The sequence below is a fragment of the Pseudomonas sp. URMO17WK12:I7 genome (assembly GCF_003269045.1).
Lineage (GTDB): Bacteria > Pseudomonadota > Gammaproteobacteria > Pseudomonadales > Pseudomonadaceae > Aquipseudomonas > Aquipseudomonas putida_J.
Genome location: NZ_QLTL01000028.1, coordinates 20,526 through 42,102 on the forward strand (window position 1 = coordinate 20,526; position 21,577 = coordinate 42,102).

Annotated in this window: 19 protein-coding genes; 17 read left to right on the forward strand and 2 right to left on the reverse strand. The window is 61.5% G+C overall.

What is annotated here, in order from left to right; translation table 11 throughout:
- The first annotated feature begins 15 nt into the window (after positions 1–15).
- Positions 16–1,341 carry an MFS transporter gene (locus H040_RS26140; RefSeq protein WP_027921308.1) on the forward strand — a complete coding sequence of 442 codons (1,326 nt, stop codon included), beginning with the start codon at positions 16–18 and terminating at the stop codon, positions 1,339–1,341.
- A 71-nt stretch (positions 1,342–1,412) separates the two neighbouring features.
- Here H040_RS26140 and H040_RS26145 read toward each other — a convergent pair whose 3' ends face one another.
- A complete protein-coding gene (locus H040_RS26145) occupies positions 1,413–3,095 on the reverse strand; it encodes an electron transfer flavoprotein-ubiquinone oxidoreductase (RefSeq protein WP_081784363.1) in 1,683 nt (560 codons plus the stop codon).
- 530 nt (positions 3,096–3,625) lie between these two features.
- On the opposite strand from H040_RS26145, the gene H040_RS26150 reads away from it, so the two are divergent.
- The 9 genes from H040_RS26150 to H040_RS26190 all read left to right on the forward strand — a co-directional run bounded on the left by H040_RS26150 (position 3,626) and on the right by H040_RS26190 (position 10,555).
- Positions 3,626–4,375 (forward strand): electron transfer flavoprotein subunit beta/FixA family protein, encoded by a 750-nt coding sequence (locus H040_RS26150; RefSeq protein WP_027921310.1) that lies wholly within the window; start codon positions 3,626–3,628, stop codon positions 4,373–4,375.
- The gene (locus H040_RS26155; protein WP_027921311.1) at positions 4,376–5,305 is read left to right on the forward strand and encodes an electron transfer flavoprotein subunit alpha/FixB family protein; all 930 of its coding nucleotides are present in this window, start codon (positions 4,376–4,378) and stop codon (positions 5,303–5,305) included.
- Positions 5,306–5,384: 79 nt separating this feature from the next.
- Positions 5,385–6,206 carry a substrate-binding periplasmic protein gene (locus tag H040_RS26160; RefSeq protein ID WP_027921312.1) on the forward strand — a complete coding sequence of 274 codons (822 nt, stop codon included), beginning with the start codon at positions 5,385–5,387 and terminating at the stop codon, positions 6,204–6,206.
- A gap of 9 nt (positions 6,207–6,215) precedes the next feature.
- Entirely contained in the window at positions 6,216–6,569 is a 354-nt protein-coding gene (locus H040_RS26165) for a DUF4398 domain-containing protein (RefSeq protein ID WP_027921313.1), read from the forward strand.
- Positions 6,566–7,378, forward strand: coding sequence for an OmpA family protein (locus H040_RS26170; RefSeq protein WP_027921314.1), 813 nt, complete (start codon positions 6,566–6,568; stop codon positions 7,376–7,378). The genes H040_RS26165 and H040_RS26170 overlap by 4 nt, the downstream gene beginning before the upstream one ends.
- Positions 7,379–7,556: 178 nt before the next feature.
- Complete coding sequence (locus H040_RS26175; protein ID WP_027921315.1) at positions 7,557–8,999, forward strand: aminotransferase-like domain-containing protein; 1,443 nt, start codon at positions 7,557–7,559, stop codon at positions 8,997–8,999.
- A gap of 67 nt (positions 9,000–9,066) precedes the next feature.
- A complete protein-coding gene (locus tag H040_RS26180) occupies positions 9,067–9,537 on the forward strand; it encodes a hypothetical protein (protein ID WP_027921316.1) in 471 nt (156 codons plus the stop codon).
- A 124-nt stretch (positions 9,538–9,661) separates the two neighbouring features.
- A complete protein-coding gene (locus H040_RS26185; RefSeq protein ID WP_027921317.1) occupies positions 9,662–9,916 on the forward strand; it encodes a YkgJ family cysteine cluster protein in 255 nt (84 codons plus the stop codon).
- A 33-nt stretch (positions 9,917–9,949) separates the two neighbouring features.
- Complete coding sequence (locus H040_RS26190; RefSeq protein WP_027921318.1) at positions 9,950–10,555, forward strand: START domain-containing protein; 606 nt, start codon at positions 9,950–9,952, stop codon at positions 10,553–10,555.
- A gap of 215 nt (positions 10,556–10,770) precedes the next feature.
- Here H040_RS26190 and gltA read toward each other — a convergent pair whose 3' ends face one another.
- Positions 10,771–12,060 (reverse strand): citrate synthase, encoded by a 1,290-nt coding sequence (gltA, locus tag H040_RS26195; RefSeq protein WP_027921319.1) that lies wholly within the window; start codon positions 12,058–12,060, stop codon positions 10,771–10,773.
- A gap of 351 nt (positions 12,061–12,411) precedes the next feature.
- Between gltA and sdhC the strand changes: the two genes are divergently transcribed.
- The 7 genes from sdhC (at position 12,412) to lpdA (ending at position 21,520) form a co-directional block, all read left to right on the forward strand.
- Entirely contained in the window at positions 12,412–12,798 is a 387-nt protein-coding gene (gene sdhC / locus H040_RS26200) for a succinate dehydrogenase, cytochrome b556 subunit (RefSeq protein WP_012315350.1), read from the forward strand.
- Positions 12,792–13,160 (forward strand): succinate dehydrogenase, hydrophobic membrane anchor protein, encoded by a 369-nt coding sequence (gene sdhD / locus H040_RS26205; protein WP_027921320.1) that lies wholly within the window; start codon positions 12,792–12,794, stop codon positions 13,158–13,160. The genes sdhC and sdhD overlap by 7 nt, the downstream gene beginning before the upstream one ends.
- Before the next feature lie 3 nt (positions 13,161–13,163).
- Positions 13,164–14,936 carry a succinate dehydrogenase flavoprotein subunit gene (sdhA, locus tag H040_RS26210; RefSeq protein ID WP_027921321.1) on the forward strand — a complete coding sequence of 591 codons (1,773 nt, stop codon included), beginning with the start codon at positions 13,164–13,166 and terminating at the stop codon, positions 14,934–14,936.
- An 11-nt stretch (positions 14,937–14,947) separates the two neighbouring features.
- Positions 14,948–15,652 (forward strand): succinate dehydrogenase iron-sulfur subunit, encoded by a 705-nt coding sequence (locus H040_RS26215; protein WP_012315348.1) that lies wholly within the window; start codon positions 14,948–14,950, stop codon positions 15,650–15,652.
- Between the two features lie 246 nt (positions 15,653–15,898).
- Entirely contained in the window at positions 15,899–18,730 is a 2,832-nt protein-coding gene (locus tag H040_RS26220; RefSeq protein WP_027921322.1) for a 2-oxoglutarate dehydrogenase E1 component, read from the forward strand.
- A gap of 42 nt (positions 18,731–18,772) precedes the next feature.
- Positions 18,773–19,990, forward strand: coding sequence for a 2-oxoglutarate dehydrogenase complex dihydrolipoyllysine-residue succinyltransferase (gene odhB, locus H040_RS26225; RefSeq protein WP_027921323.1), 1,218 nt, complete (start codon positions 18,773–18,775; stop codon positions 19,988–19,990).
- 93 nt (positions 19,991–20,083) lie between these two features.
- Entirely contained in the window at positions 20,084–21,520 is a 1,437-nt protein-coding gene (gene lpdA / locus H040_RS26230; RefSeq protein ID WP_027921324.1) for a dihydrolipoyl dehydrogenase, read from the forward strand.
- Positions 21,521–21,577: the final 57 nt, after the last annotated feature.

Below are 21,577 nucleotides of genomic sequence, written 5' to 3' on the forward strand. Positions count from 1 at the left end.
CTGCGGACTTCTGCCATGACTGCCATCGATACCGTTCGCCCGCCCCGGTTCAGCCGCGGCGACCACCGGACCTTGGGCCTGGCGGCACTGGGCGGCGCGCTGGAAATCTATGATTTCATCATCTTCGTGTTCTTTGCCCTGACCCTCAGCCAGCTGTTCTTCCCGCCGGAAATGCCCGAGTGGCTGCGTCTGTTGCAGAGCTTCGGCATCTTCGTTACCGGCTACCTGGCGCGGCCGCTGGGCGGCATCCTGATGGCCCATTTTGCCGACCACCTCGGGCGCAAGCGGGTGTTCAGCCTGAGCATCCTGATGATGGCCTTGCCGTGCCTGCTGATCGGGGTGATGCCGACCTATGCCGACATTGGCTATGCGGCACCGTTGATCCTGCTGGCGCTGCGCATCCTGCAGGGTGCTGCGGTGGGCGGTGAAGTGCCGAGCGCCTGGACCTTCGTCGCCGAGCATGCGCCAAACGGGCGTCGTGGCTATGCACTGGGCTTCCTGCAGGCGGGGCTGACCTTTGGCTACCTGCTGGGCGCACTGACGGCGACACTGCTGGCGCAAGTGTTCACGCCGCAGGAGATTCTCGATTACGCCTGGCGTTACCCGTTCCTGCTCGGTGGGGTGTTCGGCGTGATGGGTGTGTGGTTGCGCCGCTGGCTCAGCGAGACTCCGGTGTTCCTGGCCCTGCGCGAGCGTCAGGAGCGGCCGGTGCAGTTTCCGCTGCGGCGGGTGTTGGGCGAGTACCGTTCGGCGTTGATCCCGGCGGCACTGCTGACCTGCGTGCTGACTTCTGCGGTAGTGGTGCTGGTGGTGATTACCCCGACCGTGATGCAGCAACGCTTTGGCATGACGGCGGGGCATACCTTCGCCCTGAGCAGCGTGGGCATCGTCTTCCTCAATATCGGCTGCGTGCTGGCCGGGTTGCTGGTCGACCGCCTGGGTGCCTGGCGCGCACTGATGATCTACAGCCTGCTGCTGCCGCTGGGCATCGGTGCGCTTTACGCCAGCCTGGTGGGGCAGTGGGGCATGACCTGGCTGGCCTATGCCATGGCCGGGCTAGCCTGTGGCGTTGTCGGTGTGGTGCCGTCGGTGATGGTCGGGCTGTTCCCGGCCGAGATCCGCGTTTCGGGGATTTCCTTCACGTACAACGTGGCTTACGCGCTTTGGGCCAGCACCACGCCGCTGGCCTTGATCGCGCTGATGCCGTGGAGCCCGTGGGTGTGTGTCGGCTTCTGTCTGATCATGGGTATGGTGGGGCTGATGACCGGCTTGTATTTCGGGCGCCGTGAGCCGTTGACGTTTGGCGCCGAGCCGATGCCGATCATGTGCGCTGAAAAATAGCGGCAGCCGATACAAAAAGCCCCCGGCTCACTCGAACCGGGGGCTTTTTGTTGCGGCGAGGGACAGTGGCCTTACATGTTCGGGTAGTTCGGCCCGCCGGCGCCTTCAGGGGTGACCCAGGTGATGTTCTGGGCCGGGTCCTTGATGTCGCAAGTCTTGCAGTGCACGCAGTTCTGCGCGTTGATCTGGAAGCGCTTGCTGCCGTCTTCCTGGCTGACTACTTCGTACACGCCCGCCGGGCAATAGCGCTGGGCCGGCTCGTCGTACAGCGGCAAGTTGCTGGCGATCGGCACGTTCGGGTCGGTCAGCTTCAGGTGGCAGGGTTGTTCCTCTTCGTGGTTGGTGCTGGAGAGGAATACCGAGCTGAGCTTGTCGAAGCTGAGTTTGCCGTCCGGTTTCGGATAATCGATCTTCTTCGACTCTGCCGCGAGCTTGAGGCAGGCGTAGTCGGGCTTGGTGTCGTGCAGGGTGAAGGGCAGCTTGCCGCCGAACCAGTTCTGGTCGACATAGTTGAACGCGCCACCGAGCAGCGGGCCGAACTTGTGCAGTGCTGGGCCGAAGTTGCGGCTGGCGAACAGTTCTTCGTACAGCCAGCTGGCCTTGAAGGCGCTGACGTAGCCGTTGAGCTGGTCGCCGCCCTCGCTGCCGGCGATCAGTGCGTCGGCGACCGCTTCGGCAGCGAGCATGCCGGACTTCATCGCGGTGTGGCTGCCCTTGATCTTGGAGAAGTTCAAGGTGCCGAGGTCACAGCCGATCAGTGCGCCGCCGTTGAAGACCATCTTCGGCAGCGAGTTCAGGCCGCCCTTGCAGATGGCGCGGGCACCGTAGCTGATGCGCTTGCCGCCTTCGAGATACTGGCTCATCACCGGGTGGTGCTTGAGGCGCTGGAATTCGTCGAACGGCGACAGGTACGGGTTGGCGTAGGACAGGTCGACGATCAGGCCGACCACCACCTGGTTGTTTTCCAGGTGATAGAGGAACGAACCGCCGGTGTTGTCCTTGGCTACCACGTCCAGCGGCCAGCCAGCGGTGTGCACCACCAGGCCCTGCTCGTGCTTGGCCGGGTCGATTTCCCAGATTTCCTTGAGGCCGATGCCGTAGTGCTGGACGTCGGATTCGCTGTCGAGGTCGAAGCGCTTGATCAGCTGCTTGCCGATATGGCCACGGCAGCCTTCGGCGAACAGGGTGTACTTGGCGCGCAGTTCCATGCCCGGGGTGTACAGGCCGTCCTTCGGGTTGCCTTCACGGTCGACGCCGAGGTCGCCGGTGACGATGCCGCGCACCACGCCGTTTTCATCGAACAGCGCTTCCTGGGCCGCGAAGCCAGGGTAGATTTCCACGCCCAGGTTCTCGGCCTGCTGGGCCAGCCAGCGGCACAGGTTACCCAGGGAGATGATGTAGTTGCCGTGGTTGTGCATGGTCTTGGGCACGAACAGGTCCGGGACCTTGGTCGAGCTGCCTGCGTCCTTGAGCACATAGATATCGTCGCGCTTCACTTCCGTGTTGAGCGGCGCGCCGAGCTCTTTCCAGTCTGGGAACAGCTCGTTCAGGGCGCGGGGTTCGAAGACCGCGCCGGAAAGAATATGAGCACCTACTTCGGAGCCTTTTTCCACCACGCAGACGCTGATCTCGCTACCGGCTTCGGCGGCCTTCTGCTTCAGGCGGCAGGCGGCGGACAGGCCCGCGGGGCCTGCGCCGACGATGACCACGTCGAATTCCATGTATTCGCGTTCCACAGGTTCTCTCCTACTCATCAAGGCTCGTGCTGTTGCTTTGTCTTATGGGTGCTTGCGTGCGGGGCGCTTCACTGGCGCGAAACTGTAGCTACGCAATGGGCGGACTACACCGTTTTGTCTTGGCGCGCATTATATCTACACCACTTGGCGGGTCCAATACAAACGTTTGTTTGAATTTGCCGGAGCCCAGTAAAATCACAGGAACACGGCTGGAGGGTGACCGATTTGCCGTATTGACCGGATTGGGTGTTACGGTCAAGATACGAGCGGTTTTACGTTCGCCGTAGGCTTGCAGCCGGGCGCAGGTACACCTCTAAAGACCAGGTGTGGAGCAGGGTTTTGCGGCTTTTGGCCGGTTTGTAGTGGAGTTTACACGCCACGACAGAAAATGACCCGTGGGTATTTGCCGCAACAGTCGCGACAAGACTGTTCGGTCACCATGAAGTTCGCCCCTCCCGGTACGTTTTTAGAGGTGCCCTTGTACCCACGCGCATCGCCGGGCCCAGCCCCAGGCGACTATCTATTCACCGGAGAGTAACGAGGAATCCATGAAGGTTCTTGTAGCTGTCAAACGAGTGGTCGACTACAACGTCAAGGTTCGCGTCAAGGCGGACAACTCCGGCGTCGACCTTGCTAACGTCAAAATGTCCATGAACCCCTTCTGCGAAATCGCCGTGGAAGAAGCCGTACGCCTGAAGGAAAAGGGCGTCGCGACCGAGATCGTCGTCGTCTCCGTCGGGCCGACCACTGCCCAGGAGCAGCTGCGTACTGCCCTGGCCCTGGGTGCCGACCGCGCCATCCTGGTCGAAGCCGCTGACGAGCTGAATTCCCTGGCCGTGGCCAAGGCGCTGAAAGCCGTTGTCGACAAAGAGCAGCCACAGCTGGTCATCCTCGGCAAGCAGGCCATCGACAGCGATAACAACCAGACCGGCCAGATGCTGGCTGCGCTGACCGGTTACGCGCAAGGCACCTTCGCCTCCAAGGTGGAAGTGGCTGGCGATAAGCTGAACGTCACCCGTGAAATCGACGGCGGCCTGCAGACCGTATCGCTGAACCTGCCCGCCATCGTCACCACCGACCTGCGCCTGAACGAGCCACGCTACGCGTCGCTGCCGAACATCATGAAGGCCAAGAAGAAACCGCTGGAAACCGTTACGCCAGACGCGCTGGGCGTTTCCCTGGCCTCCACCACCAAGACCCTGAAAGTCGAAGCCCCGGCTGCTCGCAGCGCTGGCATCAAGGTCAAATCGGTGGCCGAACTGGTCGAGAAGCTGAAGAACGAAGCGAAGGTAATCTAAATGACTATCCTGGTTGTCGCTGAATACGAAGCCGGTGCCGTAGCCCCGGCCACCCTGAACACTGTCGCCGCTGCCGCCAAGATTGGTGGTGATGTGCACGTGCTGGTCGCTGGCCAGAACGTCGGTGGCGTCGCCGAATCCGCTGCCAAGATCGCCGGCGTGGCCAAGGTGCTGGTGGCCGATAACGCCGCCTATGCCCACGTGCTGCCGGAAAACGTCGCGCCGCTGATCGTCGAGCTGGCAAAGGGCTACAGCCACGTGCTGGCCCCGGCTACCACCAACGGCAAGAACATCCTGCCGCGCGTTGCCGCGCTGCTGGACGTGGACCAGATCTCCGAGATCATCTCGGTCGAGTCCGCCGACACCTTCAAGCGCCCGATCTACGCCGGTAACGCCATTGCCACCGTGCAATCGAGCGCGGCCATCAAGGTCATCACCGTGCGTACCACCGGCTTCGACGCCGTGGCCGCCGAAGGTGGCTCTGCTGCCGTCGAAGCGGTGGCTGCTGCGCACAACGCCGGTATCTCGGCCTTCGTTGGCGAAGAGCTGGCCAAGTCCGACCGCCCAGAGCTGACCGCTGCCAAGATCGTCGTTTCCGGCGGCCGTGGCATGGGCAACGGTGACAATTTCAAGCACCTGTACAGCCTGGCCGACAAACTCGGCGCCGCCGTTGGTGCCTCGCGCGCCGCGGTCGACGCAGGCTTCGTACCGAACGATATGCAGGTCGGCCAGACCGGCAAGATCGTTGCGCCTCAGCTGTACATCGCCGTCGGTATCTCCGGCGCGATCCAGCACCTGGCCGGCATGAAGGATTCCAAGGTGATCGTCGCGATCAACAAGGACGAAGAAGCGCCGATCTTCCAGGTAGCCGATTACGGCCTGGTCGCAGACCTGTTCGAAGCCGTTCCAGAGCTGGAAAAGCTGGTCTGATTCGCCTGCTTCACTTATAAAGAAGCCCGGCCCTCGCACTGAGGGCCGGGCTTTTTTGTTGCCGGGCAAGGAGTAAAGGATGGTGTTGCGCGAAGCGGGCAGGGTGCTGGCATGCATGGTGGCGCTGTTGTCGCCAATGGTGATGGCGGCAGGCAAGTGCGAGCGCCTTGTGGCGACTGGCAGCCCGGACGCACCGCCATACTCCTGGCAGGACCCAAGTGACCCGAAACACCTGATCGGCGCCAATGTCGACCTGCTGCGCCAGGTTCTCGGCGAGCTGGGGGTGAAAGTCGAGGTGCTCAGTGCTGGTCGGCGTGATCAGGCGCTGGAAGAGGTGCGCAGCGGGCGCATGGACCTGCTGCTCGATACCCCCATGCACGTGGAGCAACTGACTGCGCTGGACTACATCCATCCACCCCTGCAGCTCAATGAATACCTGGTCTGGACTCGCCATGACGCCGCGCTCGAGTTCGATGGCCCGGCTGACCTGGCCAGGTATCAGGGCAGCCTGTCCGAGCGCGCGCGCCTGACCCCTGCGTTCACTGCCTTCGCCAAGGCTCAGCTCAAGCTGGTGCCGGCGCAAAACCTCACCCAGGCCTTCCAGAAGCTGGTGCTGGGCCAGGTCGACTATGTGTTGGCCGGGCGCTATTCAGGCATGGCCATGACCCAGAGCCTGGGCATGAGCAACAACCTCATCGCGCGCGGCTTGCCAGTGGACCGCCCTGGCTTGTACTTGGCCGTGTCGCACAATTCAGCCTGCAATGACGCGTGGTTGCGTGGGCAACTGGCAAAAAAGCTGACAGAATTGCCGATCTCCGGTGCGTCCGAAGCCGTGCTGCAACGTAATGTCGAGCGTTGGAAAGCGCAGATGCACGTGCAGGCGGATGCCCCAAAACATTAGGAAGAGTGCGTGAGAACCCAATCCCTGATCCTAGCCGTGGCCATGCTCGGCCTGGCTGGCTGCGCCAGCGACCCGGCGCCCAATGAGCAGATGCGAATTTCCGAGCAGGCGCTGGAGCAAGCCAAGGCAGTTGGTGCCACCGACCAGGTCGAGGCGCTGAAACTGGCTGAAGACAAGTTTGCTCGGGCCAAAACCAACATGCTGACCGAGGACTACCGTGATGCGCGCATGCGTGCTGAGCAGGCCGAGCTGGACGCACGCCTGGCCGAGGCGCAGGTGCTGAACCAGAAAAGCGAAGAGCAACTTCAGTTGCTGCAGTCGCGGGTCAAGCGCCTGCGCAAGCAGCTGGAGGTGCAGCCATGATGCGCTTCAATGCGAAAGCCGCATTGGCGCTGCTGGTGCTGACGGCCGGCCTGCAGGGTTGTGCCAGCCAGCGCAGCTCGGCGGCGCTGGATGACGCGACCGCGGCCTTCCAGAAGGTCAAGGACGATGCCGACGTGCTGCGCAGTGCCCCGCGTGATGTGATCCGTGCCGGTGAGTCGCTGTCCCGCGCCGAGCGCCTGTCCAGCTACATCGGCACAGGCAGCGACGTACGTCATTATGCCTACCTGAGCCAGCGCTACAGCGAGATCGCCAGCGAGCACGCCAAGCTGGCGCTGAACGAGGAGCGTCGGGCCAAGCTCGACCTCGAACGCCAGCGCCTGCAACTGGCTCTGCGTGAGGCCAAGCTGGACAGTGTGCAGCAGCAGGGTAAATGGCTGGAAAGCCAGATTGCGGCGCTGGCCTCCGAGCAGGCAGACCGAGGCCTGGTGATGACGTTGAGCGATGTGCTGTTCGACACCGGCAGTGCCGACCTGAAGAACTCGGCTAGCCGCACCGTGCTCAAGCTGGTGCAGTTCCTTCAGCTCAACCCGCGTCGCGTGGTGCGGATCGAAGGTTATACCGACAGCACGGGTGCGCCTGAAGACAATCTCAAGTTGTCGCGGGATCGTGCCCAGTCGGTGGCCGACATGCTGGTCGACCTGGGCATCGATGAGAAGCGCCTGCAAGTCGAAGGTTATGGCGATCAGTATCCGATCGAGGCCAATGCCTCGGAGCGGGGCAGGGCGCAGAACCGCCGGGTTGAGATCGTCTTTTCGGACGACAAGGGCAAACTCGCACCGGCCCGCTGAGCATCGGGAAACGGGGCCGCTGTGCGGCCTCGGGTTAATTGTTTAGACAGGTGTCACACAACTCTATTGTTGACTGCCTTGCCATCTGTCCCAGTACACTTTGCAACTGTTACGGTATGCTCTACCGTCAGTGTGTCGTACAAGAACAACGAGCCCGCCCGCGTGCCGAGACTGCCCCATGACCAACCTGCTGCTGTACCAGCGTATCGCCCAGCAACTGGCCGATGACATCCGTCGCGGTGTCTACCAGCCAGGCGAGCGCGTGCCGTCCGTGCGCAAGATGAGCGCCCAGCTTAACGTCAGCCATGCCACGGTGTTGCAGGCCTATGCCAATCTCGAGGATCAGGGCCTGATTCGTGCCCGGCCGCAGTCGGGCTACTACGTGCACCAGACGCCTGCCCTGACTGCGCAGACGCCGGATATTGCCCGGGTCGAGCGCCCTGGCCTGGTGACGCGTGCCAGCATCATCCAGCAGGTACTGACCGAGGCGCGTCGCGATGGCGTGTTCCCATTCGGCGCCGCCGTGCCGCACGTCGACTATCTGCCGGTGCGCGCCCTGCATCAACAGATCGCCAAGGTCACCCGCTTTCACAGTCCACGTGCCTTCAGCTACATGTTCAGCCCCGGCTTCGAGCCGTTGCGTCGGCAGATCGCCATCCGCATGCGTGATGCTGGCGTGCTGGTCGACCCGCGTGAAGTGATCGTCACCCATGGCTGTGTCGATGCGTTGCAGATGTCGCTGCGGGTGTTGACCCGCCCGGGTGACCTGATCGCGGCCGAGTCGCCGACGTACTATGGGCTTCTGCAGCTGGCCGACCTCTTGGGGTTGAAGGTGATCGAGATCCCCAGTGACCCGTCCACCGGCATCAGTCTCGAAGCCTTGCAACTGGCGGCCAATCAATGGTCGATCAAGGCCTTGGTGCTGACCACGCGCTTGAGCAACCCGCTGGGTGGCACCGTGCCTGAAGAGCGGCAGAAGCAGTTGCTGCGCCTGGCATCGGACTTCGATATCCAGATCGTCGAAGACGATATCTATGGCGAGTTGATGTTCGAGCAGGGCAAGACCAAGGCGCTCAAGGCCTTCGACCGGTTGGACCGGGTCATCTACTGCTCGAGCTTTTCCAAGACCCTTTCGCCTGGGGTGCGCGTCGGCTGGATGGTGGCGGGGCGTTATCAGGATGAAATTCAGCGCCTGCAGACCTTTACCACCCACTCGGCGTGCAGTGTGACGCAGATGGGCGTGGCGGCGTACCTGGAGAACGGTGGTTATGACCGGCACCTGCGCTATATCCGCCAGGAGTACCGCAAGAACCTCAGTGCCTACCAGCTGGCGGTGCAGCAGCACTTCCCGGAGGGTACCCAGATGACGCGGCCAACCGGCGGCTTCATCCTCTGGGTCAGCCTGCCAGGGCGGGTCAATACCCAGGAGTTGCATGTGCGCGCGCTGGAGCAGGGCATCAGTATCGCGCCCGGGCTGATCTTCAGTAACACCGAGCAGTTCAACCACTGCATACGGCTCAACTGTGGCATTCCTTGGAACAAGGAGGCCGAAAGGGCAGTTATCACGCTGGGGCTGTTGGCCCAGCAATTGTGCAGAGAATCGCAGCCCTCACTTTTGTAGGCTTGCCAGCAACGGGTGGAACAGAGAGCATACGCACTTTTACAATTCCACCTGTCTGTCGATGTCCATGAATCTGTTGCGAAGTGCTGCCCTGATAATCTGTATTGCCCCGTTCTGCCTGCCTTGTGGTGTGGTTCAGGCTGCGCAGCCAGCTGTCCAGGTGCAGGCGGGGCACGACAAGGCCAAGGGCAAGGCGCCAGCAAAGCCTGCAGCAAAGGCCAAGCCGGTGAGCAGCAAGGCCAAGTCTAAAGCCAAGCCCAAGCCGGTCAGCAAGGCAGTCTCGCAGTCTTTGCCCAAAGCCAAGCTGGACCTGAGCCTGCCGACCGACATGGTGAAGAACCTCGAGCCTGAGGTGGGCGATGCTTCGACTCGCCGCAAACCTTTGCTGCCCGCCATGTTCACGGAAAAGCCCGAAACCAGCGACAGCCCGTTTCAGCTCAATGGTCGCTTGATCAGCAACGAGATGCAGCTGCAGCTGCGCAACGATAGCCGCCGCGATGTGGAAGGTGCTGCAATCGATTTCGAGTTCCGCAACTGAGCAGGTCCAACTGACTGCCGGGTCACGGCAGATTTCATTGGGCCAGCAATTTCAAACATCTGTTTGAGCGGTTACTATCCAGGGGCGTTCGTCCCGTTTTGCTTCAGGGGGTCCTGATTTAGTCATGAATTGTCGTGAGGGTTGTGGTGCCTGCTGCATCGCCCCGTCCATCAGCTCGGCGATGCCGCGCATGCCTCAAGGCAAGCCGGCGGGCGAGCGCTGCTTGCACCTGACTGCAGAAAATCTCTGCGACTTGTTCGGCAAGCCCGAGCGGCCGGCGGTGTGCGGTGGTTTCAAGGCGGATATCGAGGTGTGCGGCAGTGACCGCGACGAGGCGATCAGGATTCTTGGCTGGTGGGAGCAGATAACGGCGGCGTGAGAGGCTGGATCTTCGACAACAAGGATAAACATGATGAGATCGTTCAAGCGTATTGCACTGCTGTGTGGCATGGGTGCCCTGCTGGCGCCGGCTGCCTGGGCCGAAAACTGGCAGGTGGCCAAGGACGAAGAGGGGATCAAGGTCTCGCTGAGTGAGGTGCCGGGCTCCAAGTACAAGGCTTACCAGGGCGTGACCCTGATCAAGGCGCCGCTGGCCAAGGTCCAGGCGCTGCAGGAGGACGTGGCGGGGGCCTGTGCCTGGATACATGAGTGCAAGTCGCAGAAGCTGCTCAAGCATGAAGGTGACCAGAGCTGGACCTATACCCAGTTCAATACGCCGTGGCCGGTGACGCCGCGTGATTCCGTGTTGCATATCACCACCGTCAAGGGGGCTGACGGCAGCCTGACCCGCAATCTGGTCGAAGAGCCGACCTACATTCCGGAAGAAAAGGGCTTTGTGCGGGTGGCGAAGGTGCAGGGCTTCTGGAAGCTGGTGCCCAAGGGTGATGGCACCGAGGTGACCTATCAGGTGCACACCGAGCCAGGTGGTAGCGTGCCTGCGATGGTGGCCAACAAGTTCGTGGTGGATGCGCCTTTCAATACCCTGAAAGGGCTGCGCGAGCGGGCCGAGAAGAACTGAGGTTCAGGCGGGCTGCGGCCTTTGTGGGGGGGGGCGGCCTTGTGTCGCGAAAGGATCGCTGAGCGACCCCCGGATCATCGGTTTGCCGTGATCCAGCAGGAGTCGCTTCGCGGCCCTTTCGCGACACAAGACCGCTTCTTCAGTACTGCGCGGCTTTGAGTTGGCAATAAAAAAGGCTGCCCGAGGGCAGCCTTTTTGCGTTCGGCTCGTAGAGCTTACTTGCGGTCCCTCAGCTCGACGATGTCGCGCTGCAGTTCGCCGGTGTAAAGCTGGCGAGGGCGGCCGATCTTGTACGGGCTGGAGAGCATTTCTTTCCAGTGCGAGATCCAGCCGACAGTGCGTGCCAGGGCGAAGATCACGGTGAACATGCTGGTCGGAATGCCGATCGCCTTCAGGATGATGCCCGAGTAGAAGTCGACGTTCGGATACAGCGAGCGCTCGATGAAGTACGGATCGGTCAGGGCGATCTCTTCAAGGCGCATGGCCAGTTCCAGCTGAGGATCGTTCTTGATGCCCAGCTCGCCCAGGACTTCGTCGCAGGTCTTCTTCATCACGGTGGCGCGCGGGTCGCGGTTCTTGTAGACGCGGTGCCCGAAGCCCATGAGCTTGAACGGATCGTTCTTGTCCTTGGCCTTGGCGATGTACTTGTCGATGTTCGAAACATCGCCAATTTCATCGAGCATGGTCAGGACTGCTTCGTTCGCACCGCCGTGGGCCGGGCCCCACAGTGCGGCGATACCGGCGGCGATACAGGCAAACGGGTTGGCACCCGAGGAGCCCGCCAGGCGCACGGTGGAAGTGGAAGCGTTCTGCTCGTGGTCGGCGTGGAGGATGAAGATCCGGTCCATTGCCTTGGCCAGCACCGGGCTGATCGGTTTGATCTCGCACGGCGTGTTGAACATCATGTGCAGGAAGTTTTCCGCGTACGACAGGTCGTTGCGCGGATACATCATCGGCTGGCCCATGGAGTACTTGTAAACCATCGCGGCCAGGGTCGGCATCTTGGCGACCAGGCGCACCGCGGAAATTTCGCGGTGTTGCGGGTTATTGATGTCCAGGGAGTCGTGGTAGAACGCCGACAGGGCGCCGACCACGCCGCACATCACCGCCATTGGGTGAGCGTCGCGGCGGAAACCGTTGAAGAAGGACTTCAGCTGCTCGTGAACCATGGTGTGGTTCTTGACGGTGCTGACGAACTGGGCCTTCTGCTCGGCGTTCGGCAGTTCGCCGTTGAGCAGCAGGTAGCAGGTTTCCAGGTAATCCGATTTCTCGGCGAGCTGTTCGATCGGGTAGCCGCGGTGCAGCAGCACGCCCTTGTCGCCATCGATGTAGGTGATCTTCGACTCGCACGAGGCGGTCGCCATGAAACCAGGGTCGAAGGTGAAGTGACCAGTGGCCCCCAACCCGCGGACGTCGATTACATCAGGACCAACGGTGCCGGTTAAAATGGGCAGCTCGACGGGGGCAGCGCCCTCGATGACCAACTGCGCTTTTTTGTCAGCCATGTGGCCTCCTATTAATGCTTGAAATCATCAGACAGCCCCCCACGCAGGGCCCGCACCACTATAGAGAAGTAAATTCGAATGTCAATTTGCCTAAAGGCTGGTTGAAACGGCCTTCAAGGCCTGATTTTTCACGAATTTCTCGCCCATTTACGCCTTTTGCTCACTAAAGGCAATCCGCTATTTGGGCTACCCCGTCACGTTGTCATAAGCAGCCTAACTGTCTATACTCGGCACCCGACTCCCAGGGGCTTGCAAGCCCGAACTGCTGGGGGTCGCCGTTCCCTGGGTGGTGGGTACCTGACCAGTACACTTACCAACAACTTTGCCCTGATTCGCTAGGGGCTCTTCAGTGTGAAAAAAGCCGTGAAAAGCCAACGACCTGTAAACCTAGACCTAAGGACCATCAAGCTTCCTGTCACTGCGTACACGTCCATTCTGCACCGTATCTCCGGCGTCATCCTGTTCCTCGGCCTTGCCATCATGCTTTATGCACTGGGCAAGTCGCTGGGTTCCGAGGAAGGCTTCGGTGAGGTGAAGGCGTGTCTGACCAGCCCGCTGGCCAAGTTCGTGACCTGGGGCCTGCTGTCCGCCCTGCTTTATCACCTCGTGGCAGGTGTACGCCACCTGATCATGGACATGGGTATCGGTGAGACGCTGGAAGGCGGCAAGCTGGGCTCGAAAATCGTGATCGTCATCTCCGTGGTGCTGATCGTTCTGGTGGGAGTTTGGGTATGGTAACCAATGTCACGAACCTGTCGCGTTCGGGCCTCTATGACTGGATGGCGCAGCGCGTATCGGCGGTCGTTCTCGCGGCTTACTTCATTTTCCTGATCGGCTACGTGGTCTGCCACCCAGGCATCGACTACACCCAGTGGCATGGTCTGTTCTCCAACAACGCGATGCGGATCTTCAGTCTGCTGGCCCTCGTTGCCCTGGGCGCTCACGCCTGGGTCGGCATGTGGACCATCGCCACCGACTACCTGACGCCAATGTCGTTCGGCAAGTCGGCGACTGCGATTCGTTTCCTGTTCCAGGCGGTATGCGGCGTTGCGATGTTCGCTTACTTCGTCTGGGGTGTGCAGATTCTCTGGGGTATCTGATCCATGGCTAGCATTCCAACCATTTCCTTCGACGCCATCATCATCGGTGGCGGCGGCGCCGGCATGCGCGCAGCGCTGCAGCTGGCCCAGGGCGGTCACAAGACTGCCGTAGTCACCAAGGTCTTCCCGACCCGTTCGCACACTGTATCCGCCCAGGGCGGCATCACCTGCGCCATCGCTTCGGCCGACCCGAACGACGACTGGCGCTGGCACATGTACGATACCGTCAAGGGTTCCGACTACATCGGTGACCAGGACGCTATCGAGTACATGTGTCAGGAAGGCCCGGCTGCGGTCTTCGAGCTGGACCACATGGGTCTGCCGTTCTCGCGTACCGAAACCGGCCGTATCTACCAGCGTCCGTTCGGTGGCCAGTCCAAGGACTTCGGTAAAGGTGGCCAGGCCGCCCGTACCTGTGCTGCGTCCGACCGTACCGGTCACGCGCTGCTGCACACCCTGTACCAGGGCAACCTGAAGGCAGGCACCACCTTCCTCAACGAGTACTATGCCGTTGACCTGGTGAAGAACAAGGAAGGCGCTTTCGTCGGCGTGATCGCGATCTGCATCGAAACCGGCGAAACCATGTACATCAAGTCCAAGGCCACCGTTCTGGCCACTGGCGGTGCCGGTCGTATCTACGCCTCCACCACCAACGCCCTGATCAACACCGGTGACGGTATCGGCATGGCCCTGCGTGCAGGCGTTCCGGTGCAGGACATCGAAATGTGGCAGTTCCACCCGACCGGCATCGCCGGCGCCGGTGTACTGGTCACCGAAGGCTGCCGCGGTGAAGGTGGCTACCTGATCAACGCCCACGGCGAACGCTTCATGGAGCGTTATGCGCCGAACGCGAAAGACCTGGCCGGCCGCGACGTGGTCGCCCGTTCCATGGTCAAGGAAATCATCGCCGGCAACGGCGTGGGCCCGAACAAGGACCACGTACTGCTGAAGCTGGACCACCTGGGCGAGGAAGTGCTGCACAGCCGCCTGCCAGGCATCTGCGAGCTGTCCAAGACCTTCGCCCACGTCGACCCGGTGGTCGCCCCGGTTCCGGTCGTTCCAACCTGCCACTACATGATGGGCGGCGTTGCCACCAACATTCATGGCCAGGCCATCACCATGGACGAAGAAGGCAAGGATCACATCATCCCTGGCCTGTTCGCCGTAGGTGAAGTGGCGTGCGTATCGGTTCACGGTGCCAACCGCCTGGGCGGCAACTCGCTGCTCGACCTGGTGGTGTTCGGCCGTGCTGCCGGCCTGCACCTGGAGAAGGCGCTGAGCGACGGCATCGAGCACCTCGACGCCAGCGACACCGACATCGATGTTGCCCTGAGCCGTCTGAACAAGCTCAACGAGCGCTCCACTGGCGAAGACGTTGCCAGCCTCAAGCGCGAGCTGCAAAGCTGCATGCAGAACTACTTCGGTGTATTCCGTACTGGCGAATACATGCTGAAGGGTATCGAGCAGCTGGCCGGCCTGCGTGAGCGCATCGCCAACGTCAAGATCAACGACAAGTCCCAGGCCTTCAACACCGCGCGTATCGAAGCGCTGGAGCTGCAGAACCTGCTGGAAGTCGCCGAAGCGACCGCCATTGCGGCCGAAGCCCGTAAAGAGTCCCGCGGCGCTCACGCCCGTGAAGACTTCGAAGACCGTGACGACGAAAACTGGCTGTGCCACACCCTGTACTACCCGGGTGAGAAGCGCGTCGCCAAGCGTGGCGTCAACTTTGCGCCGAAGACTGTTCCAGCCTTCGAACCAAAAGTCCGGACTTACTAAGGGTGGCTGCTATGTTGAAAGTCGAAGTTTATCGTTACAACCCGGACACCGACTCGGCGCCCAAGATGGAGTCGTTCGACGTCGATACCGGCGGCAAGGACCTGATGGTGCTGGACGTGCTGGCGCTGATCAAGGAGAAGGACGAGGGTTTCTCGTACCGTCGCTCCTGCCGTGAAGGCGTTTGCGGTTCCGATGGCATGAACATGAACGGCAAGAACGGCCTGGCCTGCATCACCCCACTGTCGGGCGTGGTCAAGGGTAACAAGCTGGTTCTGCGTCCGCTGCCAGGCCTGCCGGTCATTCGTGACCTGGTGGTCGACATGAGCATCTTCTACAAGCAATACGAGAAGGTGAAGCCGTTCCTGCAGAACGACACGCCGGCTCCGGCCATCGAGCGTCTGCAGTCGCCGGAAGATCGCGACAAGCTGGACGGTCTGTACGAGTGCATCCTGTGCGCTTGCTGCTCGACCTCCTGCCCGTCGTTCTGGTGGAACCCAGACAAGTTCCTGGGCCCGGCCGCTCTGCTGCAGGCCTACCGCTTTCTGGCCGACAGCCGTGACACCAAGACCCAGGAGCGCCTGGCGTCCCTGGATGACCCGTTCAGCGTATTCCGCTGCCGCGGGATCATGAACTGCGTCAACGTTTGCCCGAAGGGTCTGAATCCGACCAAGGCAATCGGTCACGTACGTAACATGCTGCTGCAAAGCGGCACCTGATACAAAGCGTTGTAACTGCAGTAAGCCGAGGTGCGGGTGGTGAGCCCGCACTGAGGTAAAACCTGAGCAAGGGCCCACAAAGCTCGCGCTCGATACCTATGAAGATATGAGACCAGCAGGGGCTTTCCGGGCTGGTACCCGGAAAATCAGCAGGATCCAAGTGGCGTGGTTCAGTCGCTTTATTCGGACTTTTCCAGGTTTGCTGTGGCTCTCGCCGATCAGTCCCCTAACCGAGGGTGACCAAGCATGCAAGAAAGCGTGATGCAGCGCATGTGGGAAAGCGCCCACCTTTCAGGTGGTAACGCTGCATATGTGGAAGAGCTCTACGAACTCTACCTGCACGACCCTAACGCTGTGCCAGAAGAGTGGCGCACTTACTTCCAGAAGTTGCCCGCCGACGGCAGCACCGCTACCGATGTATCGCACTCGACGATCCGCGACCATTTCGTACTGCTGGCAAAGAACCAGCGCCGCGCCCAACCGGTTTCCGCCGGGAGCGTGAGCACAGAACACGAGAAGAAGCAGGTTGAAGTTCTGCGACTGATCCAGGCCTATCGTATGCGCGGTCATCAGGCTGCCAAGCTCGACCCGTTGGGGTTGTGGCAGCGACCTGCGCCTGTAGACCTGTCGATCAATCACTACGGCTTGACCAATGCCGATCTTGATACGACCTTCCGTGCCGGCGACCTGTTCATCGGCAAAGAGGAGGCGAGCCTACGCGAGATCTTCGAGGCACTCCAGAAGACATATTGTCGCACCATTGGCGCCGAGTTCACCCACATCGTCGATTCCGAACAGCGCAGCTGGTTCCAGCAGCGCCTGGAAAGCGTGCGCGGCCGTCCGGAATTCTCGGCCGACGTGCAGGCACACCTGCTCGAGCGCGTGACCGCCGGTGAGGGCCTTGAGAAATACCTGGGCACCAAGTATCCAGGCACCAAGCGTTTCGGCCTCGAGGGCGGCGAAAGCCTGATCCCGATGCTGGACGAAATGATCCAGCGTTCCGGCTCCTACGGCGTCAAGGAAGTCGTGATCGGCATGGCCCACCGTGGCCGCCTGAACGTGCTCGTCAACACCTTCGGCAAGAACCCGCGCGAGCTGTTCGACGAGTTCGAAGGCAAGAAGATGAACGAGCTGGGCTCCGGTGACGTCAAGTATCACCAGGGCTTTTCTTCGAACGTGATGACCCCGGGTGGCGAAGTTCACCTGGCCATGGCGTTCAACCCGTCCCACCTGGAAATCGTCTCGCCAGTGGTTGAAGGTTCGGTGCGCGCCCGTCAGGACCGCCGCAACGATACCGTGGGTGACAAGGTTCTGCCGATCTCGATCCACGGCGACGCTGCGTTCGCCGGCCAGGGCGTGGTCATGGAAACCTTCCAGATGTCGCAGACCCGCGGTTTCAAGACCGGCGGCACCGTGCACATCGTGATCAACAACCAGGTTGGTTTCACCATCAGCAACCCGCTGGATGCGCGCTCCACCGAGTACGCCACCGACGTTGCCAAGATGATTCAGGCGCCGATCCTGCACGTCAACGGTGATGATCCGGAAGCCGTACTGTTCGTGACCCAGCTGGCCATCGATTACCGCATGCAGTTCAAGCGTGACGTGGTCATCGACCTGGTCTGCTACCGTCGCCGCGGCCACAACGAGGCCGACGAGCCGAACGGCACCCAGCCTTTGATGTACCAGCAGATCACCAAGCAGCGCACCACCCGTGAACTGTATGCCGATTCGCTGATCCAGGCGGGCCGTATCGAGGCCGAGCGCGCTCAGGCCAAGATCGACGAGTACCGCAACGCCCTGGACAACGGCCTGCACGTGGTGAAGAGCCTGGTCAAGGAGCCGAACCGCGAGCTGTTCGTCGACTGGCGTCCGTACCTGGGCCATGCCTGGACCGCGCGTCACGACACCCGCTTCGACCTCAAGACCCTCCAGGACCTGTCGGCCAAGCTGCTGGAACTTCCGGAAGGCTTCGTCGTACAGCGTCAGGTCGCGAAGATCTACGAAGACCGTCAGAAGATGCAGGCCGGTGGCTTGCCGATCAACTGGGGTTATGCAGAGACCATGGCTTACGCCACCCTGCAGTTCGAAGGTCACCCGATCCGCATGACCGGTCAGGACATCGGCCGTGGCACCTTCTCGCACCGTCACGCGGTGCTGCACAACCAGAAGGACGCCAGCACCTACGTACCGCTGAAGAACCTGTTCCCGGGCCAGCCGCGTTTCGACCTGTACGACTCCTTCCTGTCGGAAGAAGCGGTACTGGCCTTCGAATACGGCTACTCGACCACCACGCCGAATGCGCTGGTGATCTGGGAAGCCCAGTTCGGTGACTTCGCCAATGGTGCCCAGGTCGTGATCGACCAGTTCATCACCAGCGGCGAGCATAAGTGGGGCCGCCTGTGCGGTCTGACCATGCTGCTGCCACACGGTTATGAAGGGCAGGGCCCGGAGCACTCCTCCGCGCGTCTGGAGCGTTACCTGCAGCTGTGCGCCGAGCACAACATCCAGGTCTGCGTACCGACCACCCCTGCACAGATCTACCACCTGCTGCGTCGCCAGGTCATCCGCCCGCTGCGCAAGCCGCTGGTAGTCCTGACGCCGAAGTCGCTGCTGCGCCACAAGCTGGCCATCTCGACCCTGGAAGACCTGGCAGAAGGCTCGTTCCAGACCGTGATCCCGGAAATCGACAACCTCGACCCGGCCAAGGTAGAGCGCCTGGTGCTGTGCAGCGGCAAGGTCTACTACGACCTGCTGGAAAAACGCCGTGCCGAAGGCCGCGAAGACATCGCGATCCTGCGTCTGGAGCAGCTGTATCCGTTCCCTGAGGACGACCTGGTCGAAATCCTGGCGCAATACACCAACCTCAAGCATGCGGTCTGGTGCCAGGAAGAACCGATGAACCAGGGCGCCTGGTACAGCAGTCAGCACCACATGCGCCGTATCCTGGGCCGCCACAACAAGGCGCTGGTCCTGGAATACGCCGGCCGCGACGCTTCCGCCGCGCCAGCCTGTGGTTACGCATCGAAGCACGCCGAGCAGCAGGAAAAACTGCTGCAAGACGCCTTCACTGTTTAATGCCTTCGCGCACCTGAAACCGAATTTAAGGAAACACAGATAATGGCTATCGAGATCAAAGCCCCAACCTTCCCGGAATCGGTTGCCGATGGCACCGTTGCCACCTGGCACAAGCAGCCGGGCGACGCCGTCAAGCGTGACGAGCTGATCGTCGACATCGAGACCGACAAGGTCGTCCTGGAAGTTCTGGCTACCGCCGACGGCGTGCTGGGCGCTATCGTCAAGGGCGAGGGCGACACCGTCCTGTCCGACGAAGTACTGGGTTCGATCGTTGAAGGTGGCGCTGCTGCCGCCGCGCCTGCAGCTGCACCGGCCGCCGCTACTCCAGCCGCTGCTGCCGCCGACGCTGGCGAAGACGACCCGATCGCAGCTCCTGCCGCTCGCAAGCTGGCTGAAGAGAGCGGTATTGATCTGGCTGCCGTTGCCGGCACTGGCAAAGGCGGCCGCATCACCAAGGAAGACGTCGTTGCCGCCGTCGCCAACAAGAAGTCGGCTCCGGCCCCAGCGGCCAAGCCTGCCGCCGCCGCTGCTGCCCCGGTTGTCGTTGCCGCTGGCGACCGCACCGAGAAGCGCGTGCCGATGACCCGTCTGCGCGCCAAGATCGCCGAGCGTCTGGTCGAAGCCCAGTCGAACATGGCCATGCTGACCACCTTCAACGAAGTCGACATGACCGAAGTCATGGCCCTGCGTTCGAAGTACAAGGACCTGTTCGAGAAGACCCACAACGGCGTACGCCTGGGCTTCATGTCGTTCTTCGTCAAGGCGGCCACCGAAGCGCTGAAGCGTTTCCCGGCTGTCAACGCCTCGATCGACGGCAACGACATCGTCTACCACGGCTATGCCGACGTCGGCGTTGCCGTGTCGAGCGACCGTGGCCTGGTGGTACCGGTTCTGCGTAACGCGGAATCGATGAGCCTGGCTGAAATCGAGAACGGCATCGCCACCTTCGGCAAGAAGGCCCGTGACGGCAAGCTGGCCATCGAAGAGATGACCGGTGGTACCTTCACCATCACCAACGGCGGCACTTTCGGCTCGATGATGTCGACCCCGATCGTCAACCCGCCACAGGCTGCCATCCTGGGCATGCACAACATCATCCAGCGCCCGATGGCCATCAACGGCCAAGTGGTTATCCGCCCGATGATGTACCTGGCACTGTCCTACGATCACCGCCTGATCGATGGCAAGGAAGCGGTAACCTTCCTGGTCACCATCAAGAACCTGCTGGAAGATCCGTCTCGCCTGCTGCTGGACATCTAACCCTCTGGCTGCGTACCGTGCCGGCCCTGGCTTCGCGAGAAGCCATGCCGCGCGGTCCGCGGCCTGTAGCTTGTAGCTGATAAGGAATCTTTTATGACCCAGAAATTCGACGTAGTGGTAATTGGTGCAGGCCCTGGCGGCTATGTTGCTGCCATCAAGGCCGCACAACTTGGTCTGAAGACTGCCTGTATCGAGAAGTACACCGACGCCGAGGGCAAGCTGGCCCTGGGCGGCACCTGCCTGAACGTAGGCTGCATTCCGTCCAAGGCGCTGCTGGACAGCTCCTGGAAGTACAAGGAAGCCAAAGAGAGCTTCAACGTCCACGGTATCTCCACGGGTGAAGTGAAGATGGACGTCGCCGCGATGGTTGGCCGCAAGGCGGGCATCGTCAAGAACCTGACCGGTGGCGTTGCCACCCTGTTCAAGGCCAACGGCGTTACTTCGATCCAGGGCCACGGCAAACTGCTGGCTGGCAAGAAGGTTGAAGTCACCCAGGCTGACGGCACCACCGAAGTCATTGAAGCCGAGAATGTCATCCTCGCTTCCGGTTCGCGTCCGATCGACATTCCGCCGGCTCCGGTCGACCAGAACGTCATCGTCGACTCCACCGGCGCCCTGGAATTCCAATCGGTACCGAAGCGCCTGGGCGTGATCGGTGCTGGCGTGATCGGCCTGGAGCTGGGCTCGGTATGGGCTCGCCTGGGGGCTGAAGTCACCGTCCTGGAAGCGCTGGACACCTTCCTGATGGCTGCCGACACCGCCGTGTCGAAAGAAGCCCAGAAAACCCTGACCAAGCAAGGCCTGGACATCAAGCTGGGTGCCCGCGTCACCGGCTCGAAAGTCAACGGCAACGAAGTCGAAGTGACCTACACCAACGCCGAAGGCGAGCAGAAGATCACCTTCGACAAGCTGATCGTCGCGGTCGGCCGTCGCCCCGTGACCACTGATCTGCTGGCTTCCGACAGCGGCGTTACCATCGACGAACGTGGCTACATCTTCGTCGACGACTACTGCGCTACCAGCGTTCCTGGCGTATACGCCATCGGTGACGTGGTGCGTGGCATGATGCTGGCGCACAAGGCCTCGGAAGAGGGCATCATGGTTGTCGAGCGCATCAAGGGCCACAAGGCTCAGATGAACTACGACCTGATCCCGTCGGTCATCTACACCCACCCGGAAATTGCGTGGGTTGGCAAGACCGAACAAGCCTTGAAGGCCGAGGGTGTTGAGGTTAACGTAGGCACCTTCCCGTTCGCGGCCAGCGGCCGTGCGATGGCAGCCAACGATACCGGTGGTTTCGTCAAGGTCATCGCCGATGCCAAGACCGACCGCGTGCTGGGCGTTCACGTGATTGGCCCATCCGCTGCCGAACTGGTACAGCAGGGCGCAATCGCAATGGAATTCGGCACCAGTGCCGAGGATCTGGGCATGATGGTCTTCAGCCATCCAACCCTGTCCGAAGCGCTGCATGAAGCAGCGCTGGCAGTGAATGGCGGCGCCATTCACGTGGCCAACCGTAAGAAGCGTTAATTATAAGAAACCACGGCGGGCTGCCCGTCGTGAGTCTTGCGTGCATGACTCACCGCG

Coding starts and splice junctions, on each gene's coding strand:
- H040_RS26140 (WP_027921308.1), top strand. CDS start 16: ATGACTGCCATCGATACCGTTCGCCCGCCCCGGTTCAGCCGCGGCGAC.
- H040_RS26145 (WP_081784363.1), bottom strand. CDS start 3,095: ATGAGTAGGAGAGAACCTGTGGAACGCGAATACATGGAATTCGACGTG.
- H040_RS26150 (WP_027921310.1), top strand. CDS start 3,626: ATGAAGGTTCTTGTAGCTGTCAAACGAGTGGTCGACTACAACGTCAAG.
- H040_RS26155 (WP_027921311.1), top strand. CDS start 4,376: ATGACTATCCTGGTTGTCGCTGAATACGAAGCCGGTGCCGTAGCCCCG.
- H040_RS26160 (WP_027921312.1), top strand. CDS start 5,385: ATGGTGTTGCGCGAAGCGGGCAGGGTGCTGGCATGCATGGTGGCGCTG.
- H040_RS26170 (WP_027921314.1), top strand. CDS start 6,566: ATGATGCGCTTCAATGCGAAAGCCGCATTGGCGCTGCTGGTGCTGACG.
- H040_RS26175 (WP_027921315.1), top strand. CDS start 7,557: ATGACCAACCTGCTGCTGTACCAGCGTATCGCCCAGCAACTGGCCGAT.
- H040_RS26180 (WP_027921316.1), top strand. CDS start 9,067: ATGAATCTGTTGCGAAGTGCTGCCCTGATAATCTGTATTGCCCCGTTC.
- H040_RS26185 (WP_027921317.1), top strand. CDS start 9,662: ATGAATTGTCGTGAGGGTTGTGGTGCCTGCTGCATCGCCCCGTCCATC.
- H040_RS26190 (WP_027921318.1), top strand. CDS start 9,950: ATGAGATCGTTCAAGCGTATTGCACTGCTGTGTGGCATGGGTGCCCTG.
- gltA (WP_027921319.1), bottom strand. CDS start 12,060: ATGGCTGACAAAAAAGCGCAGTTGGTCATCGAGGGCGCTGCCCCCGTC.
- sdhD (WP_027921320.1), top strand. CDS start 12,792: ATGGTAACCAATGTCACGAACCTGTCGCGTTCGGGCCTCTATGACTGG.
- sdhA (WP_027921321.1), top strand. CDS start 13,164: ATGGCTAGCATTCCAACCATTTCCTTCGACGCCATCATCATCGGTGGC.
- H040_RS26215 (WP_012315348.1), top strand. CDS start 14,948: ATGTTGAAAGTCGAAGTTTATCGTTACAACCCGGACACCGACTCGGCG.
- H040_RS26220 (WP_027921322.1), top strand. CDS start 15,899: ATGCAAGAAAGCGTGATGCAGCGCATGTGGGAAAGCGCCCACCTTTCA.
- odhB (WP_027921323.1), top strand. CDS start 18,773: ATGGCTATCGAGATCAAAGCCCCAACCTTCCCGGAATCGGTTGCCGAT.
- lpdA (WP_027921324.1), top strand. CDS start 20,084: ATGACCCAGAAATTCGACGTAGTGGTAATTGGTGCAGGCCCTGGCGGC.